This is a genomic window from Oceanobacter antarcticus (assembly GCF_044962685.1).
Taxonomy (GTDB): Bacteria; Pseudomonadota; Gammaproteobacteria; order Pseudomonadales; family Oceanobacteraceae; genus Oceanobacter; species Oceanobacter antarcticus.
In genome coordinates this window covers 34,703-54,151 of record NZ_JBBKTX010000005.1, presented here as the reverse complement: position 1 = coordinate 54,151, position 19,449 = coordinate 34,703, and the positions used below count along the sequence as shown (strand labels likewise).

20 protein-coding genes are annotated in these 19,449 nt (G+C 52.0%); 15 read left to right on the top strand and 5 right to left on the bottom strand.

What is annotated here, in order from left to right; all coding sequences use genetic code 11:
• Window positions 1–138: 138 nt before the first annotated feature.
• From WG929_RS05355 to WG929_RS05330, 6 genes are all read left to right on the top strand, one after another.
• Window positions 139–1,275: an adenylate cyclase gene (locus WG929_RS05355; protein WP_416205195.1), complete on the top strand. Its 1,137-nt coding sequence runs from the start codon at window positions 139–141 to the stop codon at window positions 1,273–1,275.
• Window positions 1,272–1,715 (top strand): three component ABC system middle component, encoded by a 444-nt coding sequence (locus WG929_RS05350; RefSeq protein ID WP_416205194.1) that lies wholly within the window; start codon window positions 1,272–1,274, stop codon window positions 1,713–1,715. The genes WG929_RS05355 and WG929_RS05350 overlap by 4 nt, the downstream gene beginning before the upstream one ends.
• A complete protein-coding gene (locus WG929_RS05345) occupies window positions 1,712–3,727 on the top strand; it encodes a DUF3732 domain-containing protein (RefSeq protein WP_416205193.1) in 2,016 nt (671 codons plus the stop codon). The genes WG929_RS05350 and WG929_RS05345 overlap by 4 nt, the downstream gene beginning before the upstream one ends.
• Before the next feature lie 234 nt (window positions 3,728–3,961).
• Window positions 3,962–4,204, top strand: a complete 243-nt coding sequence (locus tag WG929_RS05340) for a type II toxin-antitoxin system Phd/YefM family antitoxin (protein WP_008252702.1) — start codon at window positions 3,962–3,964, stop codon at window positions 4,202–4,204.
• Window positions 4,201–4,464 carry a Txe/YoeB family addiction module toxin gene (locus WG929_RS05335; protein ID WP_369857859.1) on the top strand — a complete coding sequence of 88 codons (264 nt, stop codon included), beginning with the start codon at window positions 4,201–4,203 and terminating at the stop codon, window positions 4,462–4,464. The genes WG929_RS05340 and WG929_RS05335 overlap by 4 nt, the downstream gene beginning before the upstream one ends.
• A gap of 232 nt (window positions 4,465–4,696) precedes the next feature.
• On the top strand, window positions 4,697–5,026 hold the full coding sequence (locus tag WG929_RS05330) for a transposase (RefSeq protein ID WP_416205192.1): 330 nt from the start codon (window positions 4,697–4,699) through the stop codon (window positions 5,024–5,026).
• Between the two features lie 209 nt (window positions 5,027–5,235).
• Here the strand turns inward: WG929_RS05330 and WG929_RS05325 are convergent, their stop codons facing one another.
• The gene (locus WG929_RS05325; protein ID WP_369857860.1) at window positions 5,236–6,174 is read right to left on the bottom strand and encodes a nucleoside recognition domain-containing protein; all 939 of its coding nucleotides are present in this window, start codon (window positions 6,172–6,174) and stop codon (window positions 5,236–5,238) included.
• Window positions 6,175–6,542: 368 nt separating this feature from the next.
• Entirely contained in the window at window positions 6,543–7,943 is a 1,401-nt protein-coding gene (locus tag WG929_RS05320) for an aminotransferase-like domain-containing protein (protein WP_369857861.1), read from the bottom strand.
• Between the two features lie 356 nt (window positions 7,944–8,299).
• Between WG929_RS05320 and WG929_RS05315 the strand changes: the two genes are divergently transcribed.
• The 9 genes from WG929_RS05315 to tmpT all read left to right on the top strand — a co-directional run bounded on the left by WG929_RS05315 (window position 8,300) and on the right by tmpT (window position 16,785).
• Window positions 8,300–8,782: an MSMEG_0572/Sll0783 family nitrogen starvation response protein gene (locus WG929_RS05315; RefSeq protein ID WP_369857862.1), complete on the top strand. Its 483-nt coding sequence runs from the start codon at window positions 8,300–8,302 to the stop codon at window positions 8,780–8,782.
• 13 nt (window positions 8,783–8,795) lie between these two features.
• Window positions 8,796–9,794: a Nit6803 family nitrilase gene (locus WG929_RS05310; protein ID WP_416205191.1), complete on the top strand. Its 999-nt coding sequence runs from the start codon at window positions 8,796–8,798 to the stop codon at window positions 9,792–9,794.
• Window positions 9,778–10,947, top strand: coding sequence for an MSMEG_0568 family radical SAM protein (locus WG929_RS05305; protein WP_416205190.1), 1,170 nt, complete (start codon window positions 9,778–9,780; stop codon window positions 10,945–10,947). Before WG929_RS05310 ends, WG929_RS05305 begins: the two co-directional genes overlap by 17 nt.
• A 44-nt stretch (window positions 10,948–10,991) precedes the next feature.
• The gene (locus tag WG929_RS05300) at window positions 10,992–11,591 is read left to right on the top strand and encodes an MSMEG_0567/Sll0786 family nitrogen starvation N-acetyltransferase (RefSeq protein ID WP_416205189.1); all 600 of its coding nucleotides are present in this window, start codon (window positions 10,992–10,994) and stop codon (window positions 11,589–11,591) included.
• Window positions 11,591–12,592: a sll0787 family AIR synthase-like protein gene (locus tag WG929_RS05295; protein WP_416205188.1), complete on the top strand. Its 1,002-nt coding sequence runs from the start codon at window positions 11,591–11,593 to the stop codon at window positions 12,590–12,592. The genes WG929_RS05300 and WG929_RS05295 overlap by 1 nt, the downstream gene beginning before the upstream one ends.
• Before the next feature lie 147 nt (window positions 12,593–12,739).
• Window positions 12,740–13,036: an MSMEG_0570 family nitrogen starvation response protein gene (locus tag WG929_RS05290; protein ID WP_416205187.1), complete on the top strand. Its 297-nt coding sequence runs from the start codon at window positions 12,740–12,742 to the stop codon at window positions 13,034–13,036.
• 71 nt (window positions 13,037–13,107) lie between these two features.
• Entirely contained in the window at window positions 13,108–14,397 is a 1,290-nt protein-coding gene (locus WG929_RS05285; RefSeq protein ID WP_369857868.1) for an MSMEG_0569 family flavin-dependent oxidoreductase, read from the top strand.
• A gap of 597 nt (window positions 14,398–14,994) precedes the next feature.
• A complete protein-coding gene (locus WG929_RS05280; RefSeq protein WP_416205186.1) occupies window positions 14,995–15,786 on the top strand; it encodes a type IV pili methyl-accepting chemotaxis transducer N-terminal domain-containing protein in 792 nt (263 codons plus the stop codon).
• 357 nt (window positions 15,787–16,143) lie between these two features.
• On the top strand, window positions 16,144–16,785 hold the full coding sequence (tmpT, locus tag WG929_RS05275; protein ID WP_416205185.1) for a thiopurine S-methyltransferase: 642 nt from the start codon (window positions 16,144–16,146) through the stop codon (window positions 16,783–16,785).
• Window positions 16,786–16,806: 21 nt separating this feature from the next.
• Here the strand turns inward: tmpT and WG929_RS05270 are convergent, their stop codons facing one another.
• The 3 genes from WG929_RS05270 to WG929_RS05260 form a co-directional block, all read right to left on the bottom strand.
• Complete coding sequence (locus WG929_RS05270; RefSeq protein ID WP_369857871.1) at window positions 16,807–17,289, bottom strand: MarR family winged helix-turn-helix transcriptional regulator; 483 nt, start codon at window positions 17,287–17,289, stop codon at window positions 16,807–16,809.
• A gap of 292 nt (window positions 17,290–17,581) precedes the next feature.
• A complete protein-coding gene (locus tag WG929_RS05265; protein WP_416205184.1) occupies window positions 17,582–18,343 on the bottom strand; it encodes a class II aldolase/adducin family protein in 762 nt (253 codons plus the stop codon).
• Window positions 18,344–18,355: 12 nt separating this feature from the next.
• The gene (locus WG929_RS05260; protein ID WP_416205183.1) at window positions 18,356–19,360 is read right to left on the bottom strand and encodes a ketopantoate reductase family protein; all 1,005 of its coding nucleotides are present in this window, start codon (window positions 19,358–19,360) and stop codon (window positions 18,356–18,358) included.
• Window positions 19,361–19,449: the final 89 nt, after the last annotated feature.

Below are 19,449 nucleotides of genomic sequence, written 5' to 3'. Positions count from 1 at the left end.
CAAAACCGACGCCAAAAAGCGGCGCGGTTTAGCGGGGCGTTATACGCTAATGAAAATATTGTGCACATTCGCATTTAAAAAATGGAATCGTTTTGCTATTCGCAATTTACTATAAATGGATATTAGGAACTGAAAGCTATGAGTGGAGGAAAAACTAAAAATTCCGCGTTAACAACCGCCTTAGCTTTTCATTACCAAGTTTTGATTGGCTTGGATAAGTGCTTTGCATTGGAAGAAGGCCAATCCGTATGGTTTGAAAAAGACGGTGATGTGAGTCTTATGTCGCCTGATGTATTAGCTTCATCCCAAACGGAGGTTAAACATTATGCTGATCGGCTTACCGACCATCACGAAAATCTCTGGAAAACACTCAAGAACTGGTTAGCTCCCGAGTTCGATCATACCCAATATGGTGTTTTGGTACTGCATACCACTCAGGCTTTTGGAGCAACCACTCGGCTAAAGGATTGGAATACACAAACACCTGAACAACGTTTGGCTGTGCTACAAGATATTTTTGCCGAACGTACTGATGAACAGCTTAATGCTAAAAAGCCATCTGAAATCATAAAAATACAGAAAGCCGTTGTGGTGGATACAGCTCAAGAATGTTTGATGCACGTACTCGGAAAAGTCGTATTACATGTTGAATCGGCAGATTTAGGAACACTGAAAAAAATATATTTCAATAAGCTCAGTGGCTACATTCCGCCGTCTAATAGGCAAGCTTTTTCTGAAGGTCTAATTGGCTTTATCTATGAGCAGGCCAATGATACCGAATGGGTAATTGATAAAACCTCGTTTGACCAAAAACGAGAGTCCTTGACCGCAAAATGGGGGCCTACTTTATTTACTATTCCTGATTTTGATGTCAGAGATGCAACAGAAGATGAAGTAGATACATATATTGAAGAGTTTTTTGCCCAAAAAATCATTGAGATTGAGTATGACGATGTTTTACCAGAAGCCATAGGTAGCTGGCTTGAACTTAGAAACGCGTTAATCGAGGAACTAAATGGCTATCCTCAATTCAGGGAAGTGGTTAGCCAGTATCGAGAGAGGTGGATTAAAACTTTCTCTGCAAAATATCGCAGTGCTTGCCGAAAAAAAGGTAGTCCAGTAGCAATATCACAAGATCTATTTGATCAAGTCACTAGCGAAATTCCATTCGGTATCGAGGGCTACCCTAATCCAGATATAGTTTTTAGAAATGGTCTTATCCATGATGCAATGGACGATGACGAGCGTAATTTGAAGTGGAGGGTTGAGCCATGAGTAGCATTGTCGACGCTCTGTATGAATTAAAGTACAACCCATTTGAGTATGGTCCATACTTGGCTTCTTTTTATGCGACCCTAGAGGAATCTGAAAACAACTTGTTGCTTGCCCAGTTGGTCATACCGCTTTGTAGCCATCCCTTATATAGCCATAAGCTGTTGAACTCGAACAAGCGAAGCTCTATATTGTCTGTGTTTGACGACAGGCCAAAACTTTATGATCTTCAAGAACGCATTGACGGATTTCAAGCCTTAACGGAACAGTGTATTCAATACTGTTTAGTCAATGATTGGCTAAACGTTAATGAGCAGCGGTTATCCCTAACGAAATCCGATGAGGTTGTTATCACTCAAAAAAGTGCAGAAAAGTTAGGTCGGTTATTTAGTGAGCACTCAGTGGTCGAGATTTATGCGTTTTTAGGAGTGAAACCGCGATGAAAACCCTTATTCATGAAATTGGTGTGATCGATAAGCAAGGGCTCAAACACCCTGTTAGTTTTCAAGAAGGGCTCAATGTTGTTACCGGTAAGTCGTCAACCGGTAAAAGTGCCTTAATTGAAATTTTTGATTATTGCTTTGGTAGCGAAGAGAACACTATTCCCAAGGGGGTGATTACAAACAGTGCTGTGATTTACTATGTCGCGCTTGCTGTTAACAAACAAGATATGGTGATCGCCCGCGACCCCAGTGTTGCAACAAAAGCATTTTTTCGTCGTGTTGACGCATTCGATTCGGAAGAGATTGATCGCGAATACTTTAATGCCAGCTATTTTCGTCCGTTAAGCGAGTTTAAGAAGCATTTAAGAGACTTTTTCCTAGATATTGATGATGTTGATGAATCTTTGGCCGCGAGAGCTAACAGGAGATTTAATCAAAAATCGCCGACACCATCGGTGCGTAGTTTTTCATCCTTTATGCTTCAACATCAAAATTTGGTTGCCAATAAACATGCGTTGTTTTATCGATTCGACGAAAAGGAAAAGCGCGACCAAGCAATTGAACATACAAAAATATTTTTAGGGCTTGTCGATCAAAAATTCTTTCACTTATCACAAGAAAAAGAACGATTAAGTACAGGCTTAAAACGTTTAGAACGGCAAAAAGAAACCAATAAACGTACATCAGAAAGCTATAAACAAAAAGTCGCCCCTGCACTAAGCCAGCTTTTCGCCTTAATGGGGTTTAAAGATGAGCCCATATCACTGCCAAAGGTGCTCCAACATCCTCAAGACGCTAAGGATCAGCTTGATAGTATTATAGTTGCCGAGAAAATAGATCATAATTCCGATGCTATTACACAACGGTATGAGCAGTTGAAAATCGAGCGCAATCAAAAAACTGCTGAGTTACGAAAGTTGCAGCGTCAAACTGCATCAATTAATAAACATATCCAGGAAGAAGAACGATTTGTTGATAATGTAAAACGGTTTAACTCACCTCAGCAGGTTTATATTTCCGACTCGGCATGCCCATTCTGTCATACTGAAAAAGACAGCTTGCGACAAAGTGCAGAGAAGCTTCAGCAGGCCATTGCGAAAGTTTCGGGGAACCTTGCGCAAGCTCGCCCAATGAAAGCAAAATTTGAATCATCTTTGATTGAAGTGCAGCGTGATACAGAGATTGTTAGTAAGTCGCTAACCGATCTCAATCAACAAATAACAGAAATTGAAAAAGCAAATCAGCAGTTATCAGAACAGAAGAGCTTATATGAAAGCATTATTATGCAAAAAGCCAAGCTGTATGCACTTCTTGACACCTTAAATATGGCTGATGACGCTGAACTAGAAAAAGAAATCAAAGAGTTAAAAAAGAATCTCAAGAAGATTGCTGATTCACTAAAAGAGTACGATGTGCAAAAAGGTTTGGCAGCTGCATCGGATAAGGTAAACGAATATATGGCTAGCATAGGTAGCCATTTTGAATTTGAGAAAAGCTATAAGCCAATCAACCTAAATTTTTCATTTGAGACATTCGACCTTTATCATTTAACGCCTGAAAACGAAAAGATTTACCTACGTTCAATGGGCAGTGGTGCAAACTGGCTTTACTGTCATGTAACGTTATTTTTGGCATTGCATAAGTATTTTGCTGAATTAGGTGAAAAATGTGCCATCCCTTCGGTATTGTTTTTGGATCAGCCTACTCAGGTTTATTTTCCTAATTTTAACCGTGATAACTCTGAGTCTTTTGAATCTCAGAAAGCTAAGGAAAACGAACAACGCTCTGCCAATGAACGAGCTGTTGATGAGGATGTTGTTGCTGTAGAAAATTTGTTTAGTCAGTTATCGAACTATTGTAACGAGATAAAAAAGGCTTATGGCTTCAGCCCCCAAATTATCGTCACTGACCATGCTGATGAATTGAAATTAACCAATGGCGTATTGTTTGAGTCTTTGGTCAATGGTAATCGATGGAGAACGCGTGGCTTGATTCATCCTGTTCAAGAATAAAAGCAAGGGAAGAGTCAGTCGGATATGAAGGCGCATTGTTCTAACAGAATGATAACGTGTAGTTGCTCGCCTTTATTATTGCTGTTTCGGGTTAAATGGAGCAGCGTATAACAAGTTGCTGCACTCGGAAAAATTACTCGCTGCGCTCGCAATTTTCCGGTGAGCAAAGCGTTATAGCCTGCTGGTTGACTCGGCGTACGTTTAAGCGTACGCTTAGTTATTTGGAGGTGACTTATGACCACACTTAACGCTACAGAAGCCCGCACTAAGCTCTATGCCTTGATTGACGAGGCATCTGCCAGCCATCAACCTATTGTTATTACAGGGAAAAGGGGGAATGCAGTCCTTCTGGCAGAAGAGGACTGGAACGCCATAAGCGAAACGCTGAACTTGCTGGCTGTGCCTGGTATGCGGGAGTCCATCCGTGAAGGCATGGACGCTGGGCTCGACGAGTGCAATCAGGAGCTTGATTGGTGACCTGGAAGCTCTACTACACCAAGCAGGCTCAAAAAGATGCTCGCAAACTCGCCTCATCAGAGCTTAAAAATAAAGCTCAAGAATTGCTGCAAATTATCGAGCAAGATCCCTATCAGAAGCCGCCGCCCTATGAAAAGCTAATTGGTGACTTGGCGGGTGCATACTCCCGAAGAATAAATATCCAACATCGATTGGTTTACCAAGTGCTAGAAGAGGATAAAGCGGTCAAAATTCTTCGGCTGTGGACTCACTATGAGTAAAAGCTATAACAAATCAAAGCACTCGGACTTGGTAAAGCTGTCACCTTTTTTGTTCCAAAAAAGCCGCCAACTTCACCAAGCCCGTGTTTGAGGCGTTATATTTCCGAGTATGAAACTACTAACGAATAAAGGAATAGATGAGATTGAGGGTGCTCTAGCAGGCTGTTGATTTTATTCCTGATGTCTACTGACTTCGGTAAAATGCTCTTTTTCAATGGATTCCCGGACTCCCATGCGTGGCGCTGACATTACTCAAGAGCCTCTGTTCACCACCATCAAACTGGACGAACGGGTGCCACACGATCATCCTTTACGATCCATCAAAACCCTGTTCGATCAGGCGCTCACCCACATCGATTGGAAGCTCAGCCTGATCTATTCCGAGCATGGGCGGGAATCCATTCCTCCGGAGCGTTTATTGAGAGTGCTGCAAATCCTCTTCAGTATTCGCAGCGAGCGGCAACTGGTCGAGCAGATTCAGTACAACATGCTCTATCGCTGGGTTTGTCGTAAACGCCAATCGAAACACGCCCTAGCCGAATGCCACATTCCATGGCAATAACGCTTCAATATCCTCAACGCCTTGGGCGTTAGGCAGCTCGTTAAAAATTAGGGCTAAATAATCATACACATTCTGATGACCGGAAACAGGGTGGAGAATCCTGCTTCCAGAGGAAAAATCACTCAGAAAACAACCAGATAAGCGTGAATTATCGGGTTGAAAAGCTTCTGTCGGCGAAGCGAATAAGAATTTCAACAGCCTGCTAGGAGTTACAGATACAGCAGCCCGTGACAGACAACCCGAAAGGCGACACCAACCAGTGCGCCATAAATTGCCGGTTTGGCAACCGCAGCAACAGGCTTGCCCGCCGATAACAAAATCGCCACACCGGCGACATCGAGCGGGCAGAGCAGTAGCCCGGCGAGCAGGTTGATTTGTTGCGGCCCGATCAGGCCGTTGGCAAACTGATCCATGGCAATACCCATCATCGCCGTACCACCGGCGACGTATTTGGTGATCGCCAGTAACAGGGTTTCTGGCGGGTAGCCCAGCGTCAGAAAGGCGGGAGCCAGAGCCGCTTCCAGTAGCTCAATCACGCCGGTCAGGCGCACCAGATTGACGGCAACCAGAGCCACCACCAGTAACGGCAAGGCGCCAATGGCAATCTCCCAGGCGTCGCTGCCAGCACGGCGAATCACCGCCATCATGCCCCGTGGCGGTTCCGTCTCGGGCATCAGTTCCTGATCGTTATTCAGTTCCACCAGACTCAGGTGTCGGCCAAAGACGTAATACGTCGCCGCTGCCGCCAGCAGGCCACCACCAAGGGCAATCAGCAGAGTCATCGGGATATTCAGCCCGGCAGCCGCCATCGGGAACACCACGTTGGCTTGCGCCAGCGCCAGTACCATGGCTAATGTCGCCGCGATATGGCGCGGTGCAGAACCCGTACGGGCCATTACCGCCAGCGTTGCCAGTGGCGCTGCAAAACTCACCATCATTACCTGAATCAGCGCAAATACGCCGAGCCCGGTCAGGCCAAACGGCTTCAGCAAGGGCGCGGTCAGCGTGACAATCCGGTTAAGCCAGCCATTGGATTCCATCCAACGCATCAGGCTCAGCATCACAATCATAATCGGCAGTAAGACGAATAACGCCAGCTCGACGGCAGACTTGCCAGAGGCGAGAATCGTTGTGGCAATCTGATCCATGCAAGCTTCCTGAAAGGTGTATTGACTGGCAGCGCAGCTAGGTCGGGCTTCGGGCTGCTCTACTGCGGAAAGCTGAATTTGGCTCTTTTTTGAGCAAATTATTGTTAAATAGAACCACTATTCGCCTCAATTCGCCTCAAATTTGCGCAAACATCGCTCAAGCCAGTCTTTCCCTCGCGACGAACGCCTAAGTCCGACAGGCTCCTGATCCGCCTATGGTACGGAATTGTTGCCGCCAGAGTAGTGGCCCATAGTAGGAGACAGAGTAGGCGACAGAGTCGTGTTCTACTGAGCCAGAGCGGTCTTTGGTGGCAGCGTTTTGGGTCACAGAGTTTTGGGTCACAGAGTTTTGCGGCCGCTGCGGAAGATTAATGCATACCGGTTGCCAGGTAGGCCGGTTGGTCAATCAGATCGGTCACCTGGTGCAGGCTTTCTTGCCACTGATCGCGGCCGATGGGGCCACCAAAACATAAACGCACCGCATCTGGAGGGTTGTTGTCGGTTGAAAAGGCGGCGCTGGAGACCGCGCTGACGCCCAGCTGGCGTAGCTGAACCGCCAGCTCGGAAGGGTTCCAGCCGGAGGCCTTGGGCAATTTTAACCAGAGATGGAATGCGCCTTCGGCTGCCACAATACGCTGCATGCCCAATTGTTCTTCAGCGATCCGCAAGCGGGCAATCGCCTCGCGACGGGTTGCCTTCAACATGGCGTCGGCGGTGCCATCGAGAATCCAACGGCTGACCAATGCATCCGTGAGTGGGCTGGACATCACATTAATTGCCCGCATTGCCGCCGCCACCCGTTGGGAATGCCGCTTGCTCGGTGTGTGCAAAAAGGCAGATCGAACGCCAGGGCCAAAACACTTGGAGGTGCCGGTAATGTACCAGGTCAACTCCGGTGCCAGTTCGGCAAAGCTGGTGGGCGGACTGTCTGCCAGCATGGTGTAGGCATCGTCTTCAATAATCGCAATCGAATAGCGTAACGCCACGTCCGCCAGGACTTCGCGGCGGCTTTGACTCATGGTGCAGGTGGTCGGGTTCTGGATGGTCGGGTTGAGGTAAATAGCCCCGACGGTGCCCTGCTTGCAGGCATCCTCAAACGGGCGTACCAGCGGGCCATCGCTATCGCGTTCCAGGGAATGCAGCTTGATGCCAAATTGCGCGGCAATGGCCTTGATTCCGGGATACGCCAGGCTTTCGACACAGAGCTCCATGCCGGGGTCGATCAGGGTGCTCATCAGGCCGACCAGTGCCGAATGGATGCCAGGGCAAATCAACAGCCGTTCGGCGCTGGCGTCGGGCAGACGCTTGTCCAGCCAGATCAGCGCGGCCTCTTTGTTTTCCTGGGTGCCTCCAAACGCCTGATAGCGCAGCATGGAGTACAAATCCTTTTGTGCCAGAACACTGATGGCGCTGTCGCGCACCTGCTCGATCAGGGTCGGAATCGCCGGTTCGATCATCAGGTTCATGGTCATCTCGTAGCTGCCGAGACTGGGGCGGACACTGGCGGTCTTGCCTTTGACAAAGGTGCCGGAGCCGGGATGGGAGTCAATCAGGCCGCGATTTTTGGCTTCCGCATAAGCGCGGGCGGCGGTGGTGTAGTTAATACCGGTCGCGGCGGCGAGATCGCGCAGGGTTGGCAGCCGGTCTCGTGCCTGCAACCGGCCGCTGTCGACATCTTCAGCGATCAGGTCGGCAATCAAGCGGTAGGCTGGTTGGCCCTTGCTGTTTCTGAGTCGGCGTGTCCAGCGTTGCAATTCGGTATTGTTCATCGCAATAGATCCAATCAATTTTAAGTGATCGTATCACAGCTTTTGATCAGAGCTGGAATATTGCTTTGTAATTATATTGATGGTGTTATTTTGGTGCTATCTCCGGTTTTTTGGCCCTTATTTCGGGCATTTATTCATAATTTAAGCACAATAATTGATGGCTTATTGATCGCATAAAACCGGGTCAGAAAAAATTTAGCGCTTTTTGAAGGGAGACTATTAACGTTTGATTGTATCTTGATTGCAATCAATGTTGGCGATATTGGCAAGCTGATTGCTCTAGTTTGATTGCATTAATTGATCGCATAAGCCGACAGGGTAGCGATCTGATTCTTATATCTAACAGGAGCATGACAATGCCAAAAGTGACTCAGCCAAAACACAAAGACGGTGATTTTTTTGTTGATTACGAAGAAAAGGTATTCGAAGACGTCAAGGCACGAGAAGGTGAGAAAGCCCTGGTCACTTTCCACACCGTTGCGTTCGAAGGTTCCATTGGCCTGGTGAACATGCTGCAAGCAACCCGCTTGCTGCGCAAAGGTTATGAAACGTCCATTTTGCTGTACGGCCCAGGTGTCACGCTGGGGTTGCAACGGGGTTTTCCGACCCTGGGTGATGAAGCCTTTCCGGGTCATCTGAACTACGCCAGCCAGCTGAAAAAATTCATGTCCGAAGGTGGCAAGGTCTATTGCTGCCGGTTTGCCCTGCAAGCCCTGTATGGCCACGGCGAGCCATCCCTGATCGAAGGTATTGTGCCGATTAATCCGCTCGATGTGATGGATCTGAAGTTGCTGCATATGCGTGACAACGCGGTGATTGTCGATACCTGGACTTTGTAGGAGCAACGCGGCCATGACGACCCATCAACAGGTGGTAAGGGCCGCGGCCGTTCAGATCGCTCCGGATCTCCGGAGCCTTGACGGTACGCTGGCCAAGGTATTGGATGCGATGGATGAGGCGGCAGCACGCGGTGTGGAGCTGATCGTGTTTCCGGAAACCTTTTTACCCTATTACCCGTATTTCTCCTTTGTGTATCCGGCGGTGGCCTGTGGTGCTGAACACCTGCGGCTGTATGACGAAGCGGTGGTGGTTCCCGGCCCGGTCACCGATGCCGTCGCAGCGCGTGCCCGCAAGCACAGCATGGTGGTGGTACTGGGTGTCAATGAACGCGATTACGGCAGTCTGTATAACACCCAGCTGATTTTTGATGCTGACGGTCAGCTATTGCTGAAACGGCGCAAGATTACGCCGACCTACCATGAACGCATGATCTGGGGGCAAGGGGATGCAGCCGGACTGACAGTGGCTGCAACCGCCGCTGGTCGGGTCGGCGCATTGGCTTGCTGGGAGCATTACAACCCGCTGGCCCGCTATGCGCTGATGACCCAGCACGAGCAGATTCATTGCAGCCAGTTTCCTGGCTCGCTGGTCGGCCCGGTGTTTGCCGACCAGATTGAAGTGACTATCCGCCATCACGCGCTGGAGTCGGGCTGCTTTGTGGTGAATGCCACGGGCTGGCTGACCGACGAGCAAATTGAGTCGATTACCCCGGACGAAAAACTGCAACAGGCGTTACGGGGTGGCTGCAACACGGCGATTATTTCCCCGGAAGGCAAGCATCTGGCTGCACCGCTGACCAGCGGTGAAGGCATGGTGGTCGCCGATCTCGACTTTGCCCTGATTACCAAACGTAAACGCATGATGGACTCGGTTGGGCATTACGCCCGTCCAGAGTTACTCAGCCTCGCCATTAACGACCAGCCTGCGCAGTATCGCCAGCCACTCGCCGCACCCGCGCTGACGTCTGCTGCTGTTCTTGTTCCGGGAGATCATGATGAATGCCTCAACTGAATCGCAGCAGCACTTGCTGACCGAACTGCAAACTCGTGGATTACGCCTGACGCACCCGGATCAACGCCACGTCAGCCGCCGGGGCGGTGCCGGGCCGTCGGATCATCAGGCGGTGACCATTAATGGCACCACGCTGATGGTGCCGATTTACAGTGAGTCGGCCTGGGAGTCGCCGTTTGCGGTCGCCAGTCTGGAGCAGGGTGAGCAAATCATCCGTCAGCAGGGCGGTCAGCAGATAACGCTTGCAGACGTCACCTTTGCCAGCTCGCCGGGGTTTTATTCCGGGGTGACTGCCGATGGCATTCCGTACTCACAGATTGCCACGTTGCACAGCCGCGATGTGCTGGCCACAACGGTATTGCAAACCTGCATTCGTTACGAAAGTCGCCGCAAGGCCTGCAAGTTCTGTTCGATTGGCCAATCACTGCAGGCCGGACGCACCATTGCCCACAAAACGCCGCAACAACTGGCCGAAGTGGCCAAGGCGGCGGTTGAACTGGATGGCGTCAAACACATGGTGATGACCACAGGCACTCCGGCGACAGCCGACCGTGGGGCCAGCGTCTTGTGCGACAGCGCCCGTGCGATCAAAGCCGCCGTTGATCTGCCGATTCAGGGTCAGTGTGAGCCACCGGACGATCCGGCCTGGTATCAGCGGATGAAAGACGCTGGCATCGACTCTCTGGGTATGCACCTGGAAGTCGTCACGCCGGAACTGCGGCAGCGCATCATGCCGGGCAAGGCCGAGATCAACCTCACCCAGTATATGCAGGCATTTAAAGACGCCGTGGCGGTGTTTGGTCGCGGTCAGGTCAGCACCTACATTCTGGCGGGACTGGGTGACAGCGCCAATGCCATTCTCGATATCAGCTATCGCCTGATAGAGATCGGGGTGTATCCGTTTGTGGTGCCGTTTGTACCGATTCGCGGCACACCGATGGAAGACCATCCGCCGCCCAGTGCGGAGTTTATGGAATCCATCCTCAAGCCGCTGGGCCAGCGTCTGTACCAGAGCAATCTGCTGGCCGCCGATATCAAGGCGGGTTGTGGCCGTTGCGGTGCCTGCTCAACCTTGTCCGGTTATGAGCAAGCGTTGTTGCAACCGGCCACAGTGGCAGCACAGCCCTTGTTGTTTTCCGGTACGTGCAGCTGATCTGAATTCATCCGTCATCTGTCACCCGCAGTGAGGAGTACCCCATGACCTATCCCGACTATTCCGACTACACCATCAAATGGGCAACCCTTCCCTGGGAAGTTGAGCAAGCCCATGCCTTGCGGCGTCAGGTGTTCTGTGAAGAACAGCAGTTGTTTGAAAAAGATGATCGCGACGCCACCGATGATCATGCACACCTGCTGGTGGCATTGGGCAGTTATGGCGGCTGGCACCAGCAAGTGGTGGGCACCGTGCGGATTCACCACCAAGGTGACGGGCTTTGGTACGGCTCCCGGTTGGCGGTCGATCCGGTTTTTCGCAGTCAGGGACAGCTCGGTACAACCTTGATCCAGTTGGCGGTCAGCAGTGCTCACGCACTGGGCTGCCAGTGTTTTATGGCAACGGTGCAGCAGCAGAATGAAGCTCTGTTCCAGCGGCTGAACTGGGCAACCCGACATTACGCAGTGTTGTTCGGGCAGCGGCACGCAGTGATGGAAGCGGATCTGGCGGCGTATCCGCCTTGCCACACCCCGAACAGCGGGTTTGTTTTGCGCGCTCGTCGCCAACCGCGCAATAGCGAATGCTGGGCCGGGCTGCTGGGCATGCCTGCCAGCGGCAGCGCCACTCAACAGGAGGCCAGATAATGTCGCGGCTAACGGAGTCGTTTACTTCCACGGATGCACCGGCCTTGCCAGCGCTGCTGGAAGCGGTACGCCAGCGCAGCGGGCTGGGAATGAAGCAGGATATCCGTCGCGTCAGTGCGCAGTTGCCGGATTTACCCGCCGACTGGCATCCCAATGGTGACGATACCGCCGCGATCCCCCTGGCAGCCAATGGCGGTCGGGGATATCAGTTGCTGGCGATTGAAGGGATGCAGGGGGAGCTGGTGGAACGGGATCCCTGGTTTGCTGGCTGGTGCGGTGTGATGGTCAATTGCAGTGATATTGCCGCCATGGGTGGACGCCCGGCAGCTGTGGTTAATGCCACCTGGAGTTCGGCAGAACCCGGTGTCGTGGAAGAAGTGATTCGCGGCATGCGTGCTGCGGCATTACATCTCGGCGTGCATATCGTTGGCGGACACACCAACGTACGCGCCGCTCACGCCAACCTGGCGGTCGCCATTGTTGGCCATGCCAATCGGCTATTGAGCAGTTTTGCTGCTCGTCCGGGCCAGATCCTGGTGGCGGCAATGGATCAGCGTGGCAGCTTTCGGGGCAACAGCCTGAACTGGAATGCAGCAACGTCCGCTCCGGCGGAGCGACTGCAAGGGGATCTGGCGTTATTGGCGGACATCGCCGACGCCGGACTGGCCGTAGCTGCCAAGGACATCAGTCAGGCCGGTTTGCTCGGGACCTGCACCATGCTGTTGGAAAGCGCTCGTTGCGGAGCGGTGATTGATCTGGCGTCGATTCCGAAACCAGCGTCAGTGTGCTGGCAAGACTGGCTATGCGCCTTTCCCAGCTATGGCTATTTACTGACCACCACAGCCGATCAGCTGGCCGAATTATTGGCCTGCTTTCATCGTCGTGATATTGCCGCTGCGGCGATTGGCAGGCTGACCGAAGGTGGCCAGTTAATGGTCGATTTTAATCAGCAACACGACATTTTTTACGATCTGACGCAACAACCGCTCACGGGTTTCTAGGAGCCTGACAGACTCCTGGCCGTTAGCCGTTAGCCGTTAGCCGTTAGCCGTTAGCCGTTAGCCGTTAGCCGTTAGCCGTTAGCCGTTAGCCGTTATCAGCAGACTATCGACATGCGTTTTTGACAGACGTTTTTTAAGGAGGGCTATATGCCTGCCGTTCATTTTTATCTGCGCTGGCCGGATGGCCAGGAAGAACAATGCTATTCACCATCCACCGTTTTGCAGCAGTACTTCCAGCCGGGCGACACCATGACGCTGGCGGAATTTGTGCAGCGTGCCGATCAGGCACTGGGACAAGCCAGCGAGCGAGTGGCAAGCAAGTACGGTTATTACTGCTCCAGCGCCGCTGACCAGTTAGCAGTGATCCAGCGTCGGGCCGCGAGCTACCCTGATCAGCAGGGCAGCATTGAAATCACGGCAATCCGGGAGTTGGGGGCGTCGTAATGGTTCCAGCAGTCAAGACGCAGAACCAAGCAGAGCAGGGCCAAATAGAGCAACAGCACAGAGAGATCGTTATGAGTACAGCAAGCAAACAGCATGTCGAGGTCGTTGTTATTGGTGGCGGCCAGGCGGGTTTATCGATGAGTTATGTCCTGCAGCAGGCAGGTTTGAACCATATCGTCTTGGAAAAGAACACCATCCTGCATGGCTGGAAACACGAGCGTTGGGATTCTTTTACCTTGGTCACGCCAAACTGGCAGTGCGATTTGCCTGCTCTGCCCTATGACGGTGACGATCCCCACGGGTTTATGAAAGGACAAGAGCTGGTGGCCTATCTGGAACGCTTCGCCAGCAAGGTGAATGCGCCCGTACGGGAAGGCGTAACGGTTAAACAGGTGGTCACCGACGAGCAGGGCCTGTATCACATCGCCACCAGTGACGGAGACTATACCGCTGATCAGGTGGTGGTATCGTCCGGGGGGTACCACATTCCGGTGATTCCGCGGATGGCAGAACGTCTGCCGGAAACGGTGCACCAGATCCATTCTGCCCAGTACAAACATGCCGCCGAGTTGCCGGATGGCGGTGTGCTGGTGGTGGGGTCGGGCCAGTCCGGTGCCCAGATTGCAGAAGACCTGCATCTGGAAGGTCGCCAGGTGTTTCTGGCTACTGGCGATGCCCCCCGTGTGGCCCGTTTTTACCGAGGCAAAGACGTGGTGGAATGGCTTGATGACATGGGCTATTACCAAATATCGGTGAATGAGCACCCGTTGGGTAGCAATGTACGGCAGAACACCAACCACTATGTCACTGGTCGTGATGGCGGTCGGGATATCGATCTGCGTCAATTTGCCATTGAAGGTATGGAGCTGTACGGGTTAATGACTGGCTGGGATGGTACGCAGCTGATATTTGAACCGAATCTGAATCACAACCTGCAAAGCGCCGACGATACCTACAACAATATCAATACACGGATTGACGCCTGGATCGAGAAGCAGGGTATCGAGACCGATATTGGCCCGTCGGTGTACCGCCCGGTCTGGCAGCTGCCTGAAGAGCGCACCCGCTTGAATCTGGCCGACTCTGGCATCTCGACCATCATCTGGTGTATTGGCTTCCGCCCGGAATTCAGCTGGCTTGATGCTGCGGTCTTTAATGGCCAGGGCCATCCGAAACACGAACGCGGCGTGACGCTACAGCCGGGTTTGTATTTTATCGGCTTGCCATGGTTACACACTTGGGGATCTGGTCGTTTTTCAGGGGTTCGTCAGGATGCCGAATACCTGTGTGAACGGCTGGTGAGTTACCAGCAACAACGGGATGCTAGCCAGCAGCAGGCGGCGGCTCCTCTTCCTGCCTGATAGGTACGGCCACCAAACCACCACGATTGCCAGCGCGATTGTACCAGTGGCGTCGTGGTTCTGTCTCTTCTGTGCGGGGGTTCATGACATCCGTTACACCATGTGTTGCTCGGCTCTTTTTATCTGTCTCCGCAGGTCAATCTGGCCTGTCTCGTATCTTTCATTAAAAAATACATATTAATCAATAACTTACTTGTTTTATTGGCAGTATTTAAAGAGCGGTGTTGGCGAACTTGAAAAGGACGCGTCATTTCGCGGCATTCGCCGCCTTGCCCTGATCACCGGCAACAGTCGCGCAGAGTTGTGCAGGATTAAATAGATGTCCTCTATATAACAGCGGTATGTAAGTTGAAGTGTCTTGGCGCAGATAAATGCAACCAATTTATGCCATTTTTAGTTGATTAGTATCATTTTTGTGTGCGATTCGAGGTTTTTTTAGTTTCGTTTATATTGATAGACAATCTTACATTGCCCGGTGGCATTAGCGGCTGTATTTTGGCGCCTATCAAATGCAACTAATGTTTTGGGTCGTTTCTCATCCCGGGAAACAGGCCCGCGAGTTGGTTCGACGGATCGGCGCTTTGCCAAGGAGAACGTATGCTGCCTATAGCAGTCGCTGCGGTGATTTTGTATTTCATGTTTTACAATGTGCTTTATAAAAAGGCTAAGTCTTCTGCTGCGATGACGGATGCAAAGGCGGTGAATATTGCCGGCAGTTTGCGGATGTTGACGCAGCGCTGTATGAAGTGTCATTTGATGGTGGGTGCGAACCTGAATCCTGATACCGCGATGTCACAACTTGAAGCTGCCATCAAGTTGTTTGATAAGCGTCTGGAATTGCTGAAAAAATACGCCCCGTCAGAGGAAATCAAGTACCTGACCAAGCGTGTGGAGCAAGAATGGACAGCGCATCGCGTGCGTTTGCTGGGAACGCCGGACAAGCGTAAAGCCGTCAGCTTGCTACGTGAAAACAACGATTTATTGGAAATGTGTGATGACCTGGTTAACGGCATTGCGCATGCGTCACATAAAAAACTCACCAGTCTGGTGAATGTGGCCGGGCGTCAGCGCATGTTGTCCCAACGGATCGCCAAAAACTGTGTCGCCATTCACTGGGGGTTGGGTTCGGATGACGTTCACCAGGAATTTCGCTTGGCCATCAAAATGTTTGATGAGTCGATGGACAGCTTGATGTCTTCTCGTTTTAATTCTCCCAGAGTTGCACTGGCGCTGGAGCAGGCCTCCAATCGCTGGAAAAGTTATCGGCCCCAGTGTAATGCCGCTTGTTCAGGGTCTTGCATACCACAAAATGTCTACCAGATTACCGATGCGGTGCTGGAAAAAATGGACAACATCACTGGCATGTACGAAGAGATTGCTGATAACTGAGCGGTCAGTCGTGGCAACCTCTGCCTGAACGGTACGGGGATTACCAATAGGATATGACCGCAGGAAAAACGAACCACACCGCGCACCGGGAGGGGAGCAGCCACTTGCTCGGTGTGTATACGCTTGGTTCGCCAATTTTTGCCTTATTTCCCCATCTCCTTTCCTGCTTTCTCTCACGTCTCACGTCTCGCGCCTCACGCCAATGCTGATACTCTGTTGATGCTAGGTTGATACTCTGTTGATGCTATTTTTAGCAGTCCCTTGACCTGACGTCGGCTTGAACTTGTATGCTACAGCATGAGTCATCGCTACCGCGTATGCGCTGGTGATGTGACATAACCGTTTGGGAGCAACAGGATGGACGCAAGTTTCTGGCATGCAAAATGGGAGCGGGGAGAAATTGGTTTTCACAACAGTGAAGCCAACCCTGCACTGATTCGATGTTACGACCATCTGGGTCTGGAGCAAGGGCAACGGGTGTTCTTGCCTTTGTGTGGTAAAACCCTGGATATCGCCTGGTTGCTGGACAAGGGCCTTCGGGTCGTCGGGGCGGAACTGAGTGAGAAAGCCATTCAGGGGCTGTTCCATGAGCTGGGAGTGGAGCCGGCTATTCGCCAGGTCGGGTCTCTATTGCTTTACCAGGCGGAAGCGCTTGATATTTTTGTGGGCGATATTTTTGATCTCAGTGCCGATGTGCTGGGTGCGGTTGATGCCATTTACGACCGCGCCGCACTGGTTGCCTTGCCGCCCGCTCTGCGTCAGCAATATACCGTGCATCTTCGAACGATTACCGCCACCGCCAGGCAACTGGTGATTTGTTACGAATACGATCAGGCGCAGCGGAATGGCCCGCCTTTCTCTGTTGCCAGTGAAGAAGTGCATCAGCACTACGATGACTATTACCGCTTGTCACTGCTGGAAACCCAGGACGTGGCAGGGGTGATGAAAAACCGGTTGACGGCGCATGAGACGGTTTGGGCGTTGCAGCCACTGGTGTAACACCGGTGGCCTGCGATGGTATCAGTGCTCTGGCAAGTTGTGGAACAGGGTTTCCAGCAGCTTGTTCAGGCGTTTGATCTGGGCATCACTCATACCTTTGAAGCTTTCGCGGAACAGGTCGTGGGTGACCAGCTGGATTTTGCTAATGGCTTCGCGACCGGCGTCGGTAATAATAACTTCTGTTACCCGGCCATCATCACTTTTCTGGCGGGTGTCGACCAGTCCGTCGTCCTTCATGCGATAGACGGTTTTGGTCACGGTTGGCAATTTGGCAACCGCATGAATGGCGATTTCGGTAATGCTCGATATGCCTTCTTCTTTGAGGATAAACAGGATGCGCCAGCGTGGAATATCCAGATTGATCTTCTTCAGGGACTTTTCCATGGCCAGTACATAGCGGCCGTGAACCCGGGCCAGCCAGTAAAAAGGGAAATCTTCTTTATGAAAGTCTTCACTGGCGGGGTTGTAGCGTTGACTGCGGGGTGATCGGATGGGCTTGGTCATTCCGGCTCTCAGGCGTGGGGTCTGCAGAAACTGTACAAAAGTTTTACATGCACAGTCAATGAAACCGGCTCAAGGGTGCCCCCTAAAACCACTGCTCGCGACAGGGCGCGCCATTACCCAGGTGGCTTCGTCCTTAGCCGGACACGGGTAAATAAAAAGGGAAGCACCGCCGATCACCCGGTAACCGATGAAGGATGGGGGAGGGGTGTTGGGTGAAAAGCGACCAGTGTCAGCCTTTCACCGCAGCGATGCTTCCAAAACCGTATTACCAAAACCGTGCGGCCGGCATGTATTACCAGCTCGGGCCTTTCTCCGATTCCATTTTGCGTACCATGGCGTTAAAAAATTTGTTGGCGAAACCACTGTCCTTGATCAGCATCTGGGTCAGGTCGGCACAGCGCTGACTGATGGCTTCTTCCAACAGGTTGTCTTCACCACCCAGGGCGCCAGCCGTGACCTGGATTTCGGCCGCACGCTGGACAGTCCAGAGCAGGAACAGGGTGCGTTCAATGTCCATTTCACCAACGGCAATGCCGTGATTCCGCAGTACCAGAATATGCTTGTCGCCCAGGCTGGCGAGCATGCGCTGTTTCTCTTCCTGGAACAGGGTAATGCCTTCAAACGCATGGTAGCCCACGCGCCCGAACAGCTGGGCACCATAAAAGTCGTTATGGGTAAAACCGATTTTTTTCTGTGCTATGGCAGAGACTTCATTGGTATGCGTGTGAATCACGCAGTGGATGTCTTCACGTGCCGCATGGATGGCACCGTGCAGGGCGAACCCGGCCGGGTTGGCATCGTAGGGTGAATCATCCAGCTTGTGGCCATCAACGTCGACCTTGAGCAGATTGGCCGGTGTTATTTCGGTGTAATTGAGACCAAATGGATTGACCAGGTACTGATCGCCCTGGGCTGGCAGACGGGCTGAGATATGGTTGAAAATGGTTTCAGTCCAACCAAAAAAATCGATCAGGTGGTAACAGTGGGCAAGTTTGATACGCAGTGCCCATTCCTCTTCACTGCAGTTATCCGGGCGGGCGATGGTCTGTTGCATGGGATGTTCCTTTTACTGTGCGGTGTTCTGAATAGGGTTGGGGTTGGTCTGAGACGCTGTGCGCGACAGGAATTCGGCCAATGCCAGAACGTGTCGTGTGGTCGGCATGGCAATGCCATTTTTTTCGGCCAGCTCGACCACGGCGTGACCAATGGTCGCCAGCTCCAGCGGAGCGCCGGCTTCAAAGTCTTGCAGCATGGAAGTTTTGACACTGCCCATGCTGGTTCCCATGGCCATAATCGTGGCTGGGTCAAAACGAATGCGAGCACCATGGGAGGCGGCTGCCAACAAGGTTTCGTCCAGCATGCGACGCACCAGTGGTTGCAAATGCGGATCGGAGTAGAGCTGTTCCAGCGTTGCGCCACTGACGACGGACAAGGGATTGGAGGTCAGGTTGGCGATTACCTTGGTCCAGATCTGGTCACGGATAGTGTCACTGGCGCGGGCTTCAATACCGGCCTGTTCAATCACCCGCCGCACCTGTTCCAGCCGGTCTGTCAGCTGGTGGGTAATCTCCCCCATAATCATCAGATGCGGGTTGCTCGCAGCAACAATTCCCGGAGCCTTGCGGGTCGCCGTGATAAACACCACGCAGCCGATCAGATGCTGTTCGGGCACCAGTCGATTCAATTCGCCGTCGGGATCGATGGCATCAATCCGGTCGTTGGCAAAACGGCTGTCGATACCACGAAAATACCACCAGGGCAGTCCGTTCACGACGGGAATGACCACGGTGTCGGCATGTATCATTGGCTGTATCTGTTCAAATATGGCCTGCAGGGCAGGGGCTTTGGTGCACACCAGAATCAGATCCTGGGGGCCAAGCGCCTGGGCAGAATGACTGGCATTGACGGCGACCTGATGCTGGCCGTCGAGATCGGTCAGTTGCACACCGTGGTGTTGCAGCTGCTTCAGGGTCGCTCCCCGTGCCAGTACATTAACGGGCTGTCCTGATGCGGCCAGACGGGCGGCGAGCGTGCAGCCGATCGCTCCGGCACCAGCAATACAGATGCGCATAACATATCTTCCGATAAAAAGTGGGTAGTCCCGCCTGGGCGGGTGCTGTCTTTATCCGGATTGGTTATCCAGATGGGTTGTCTGGTCAA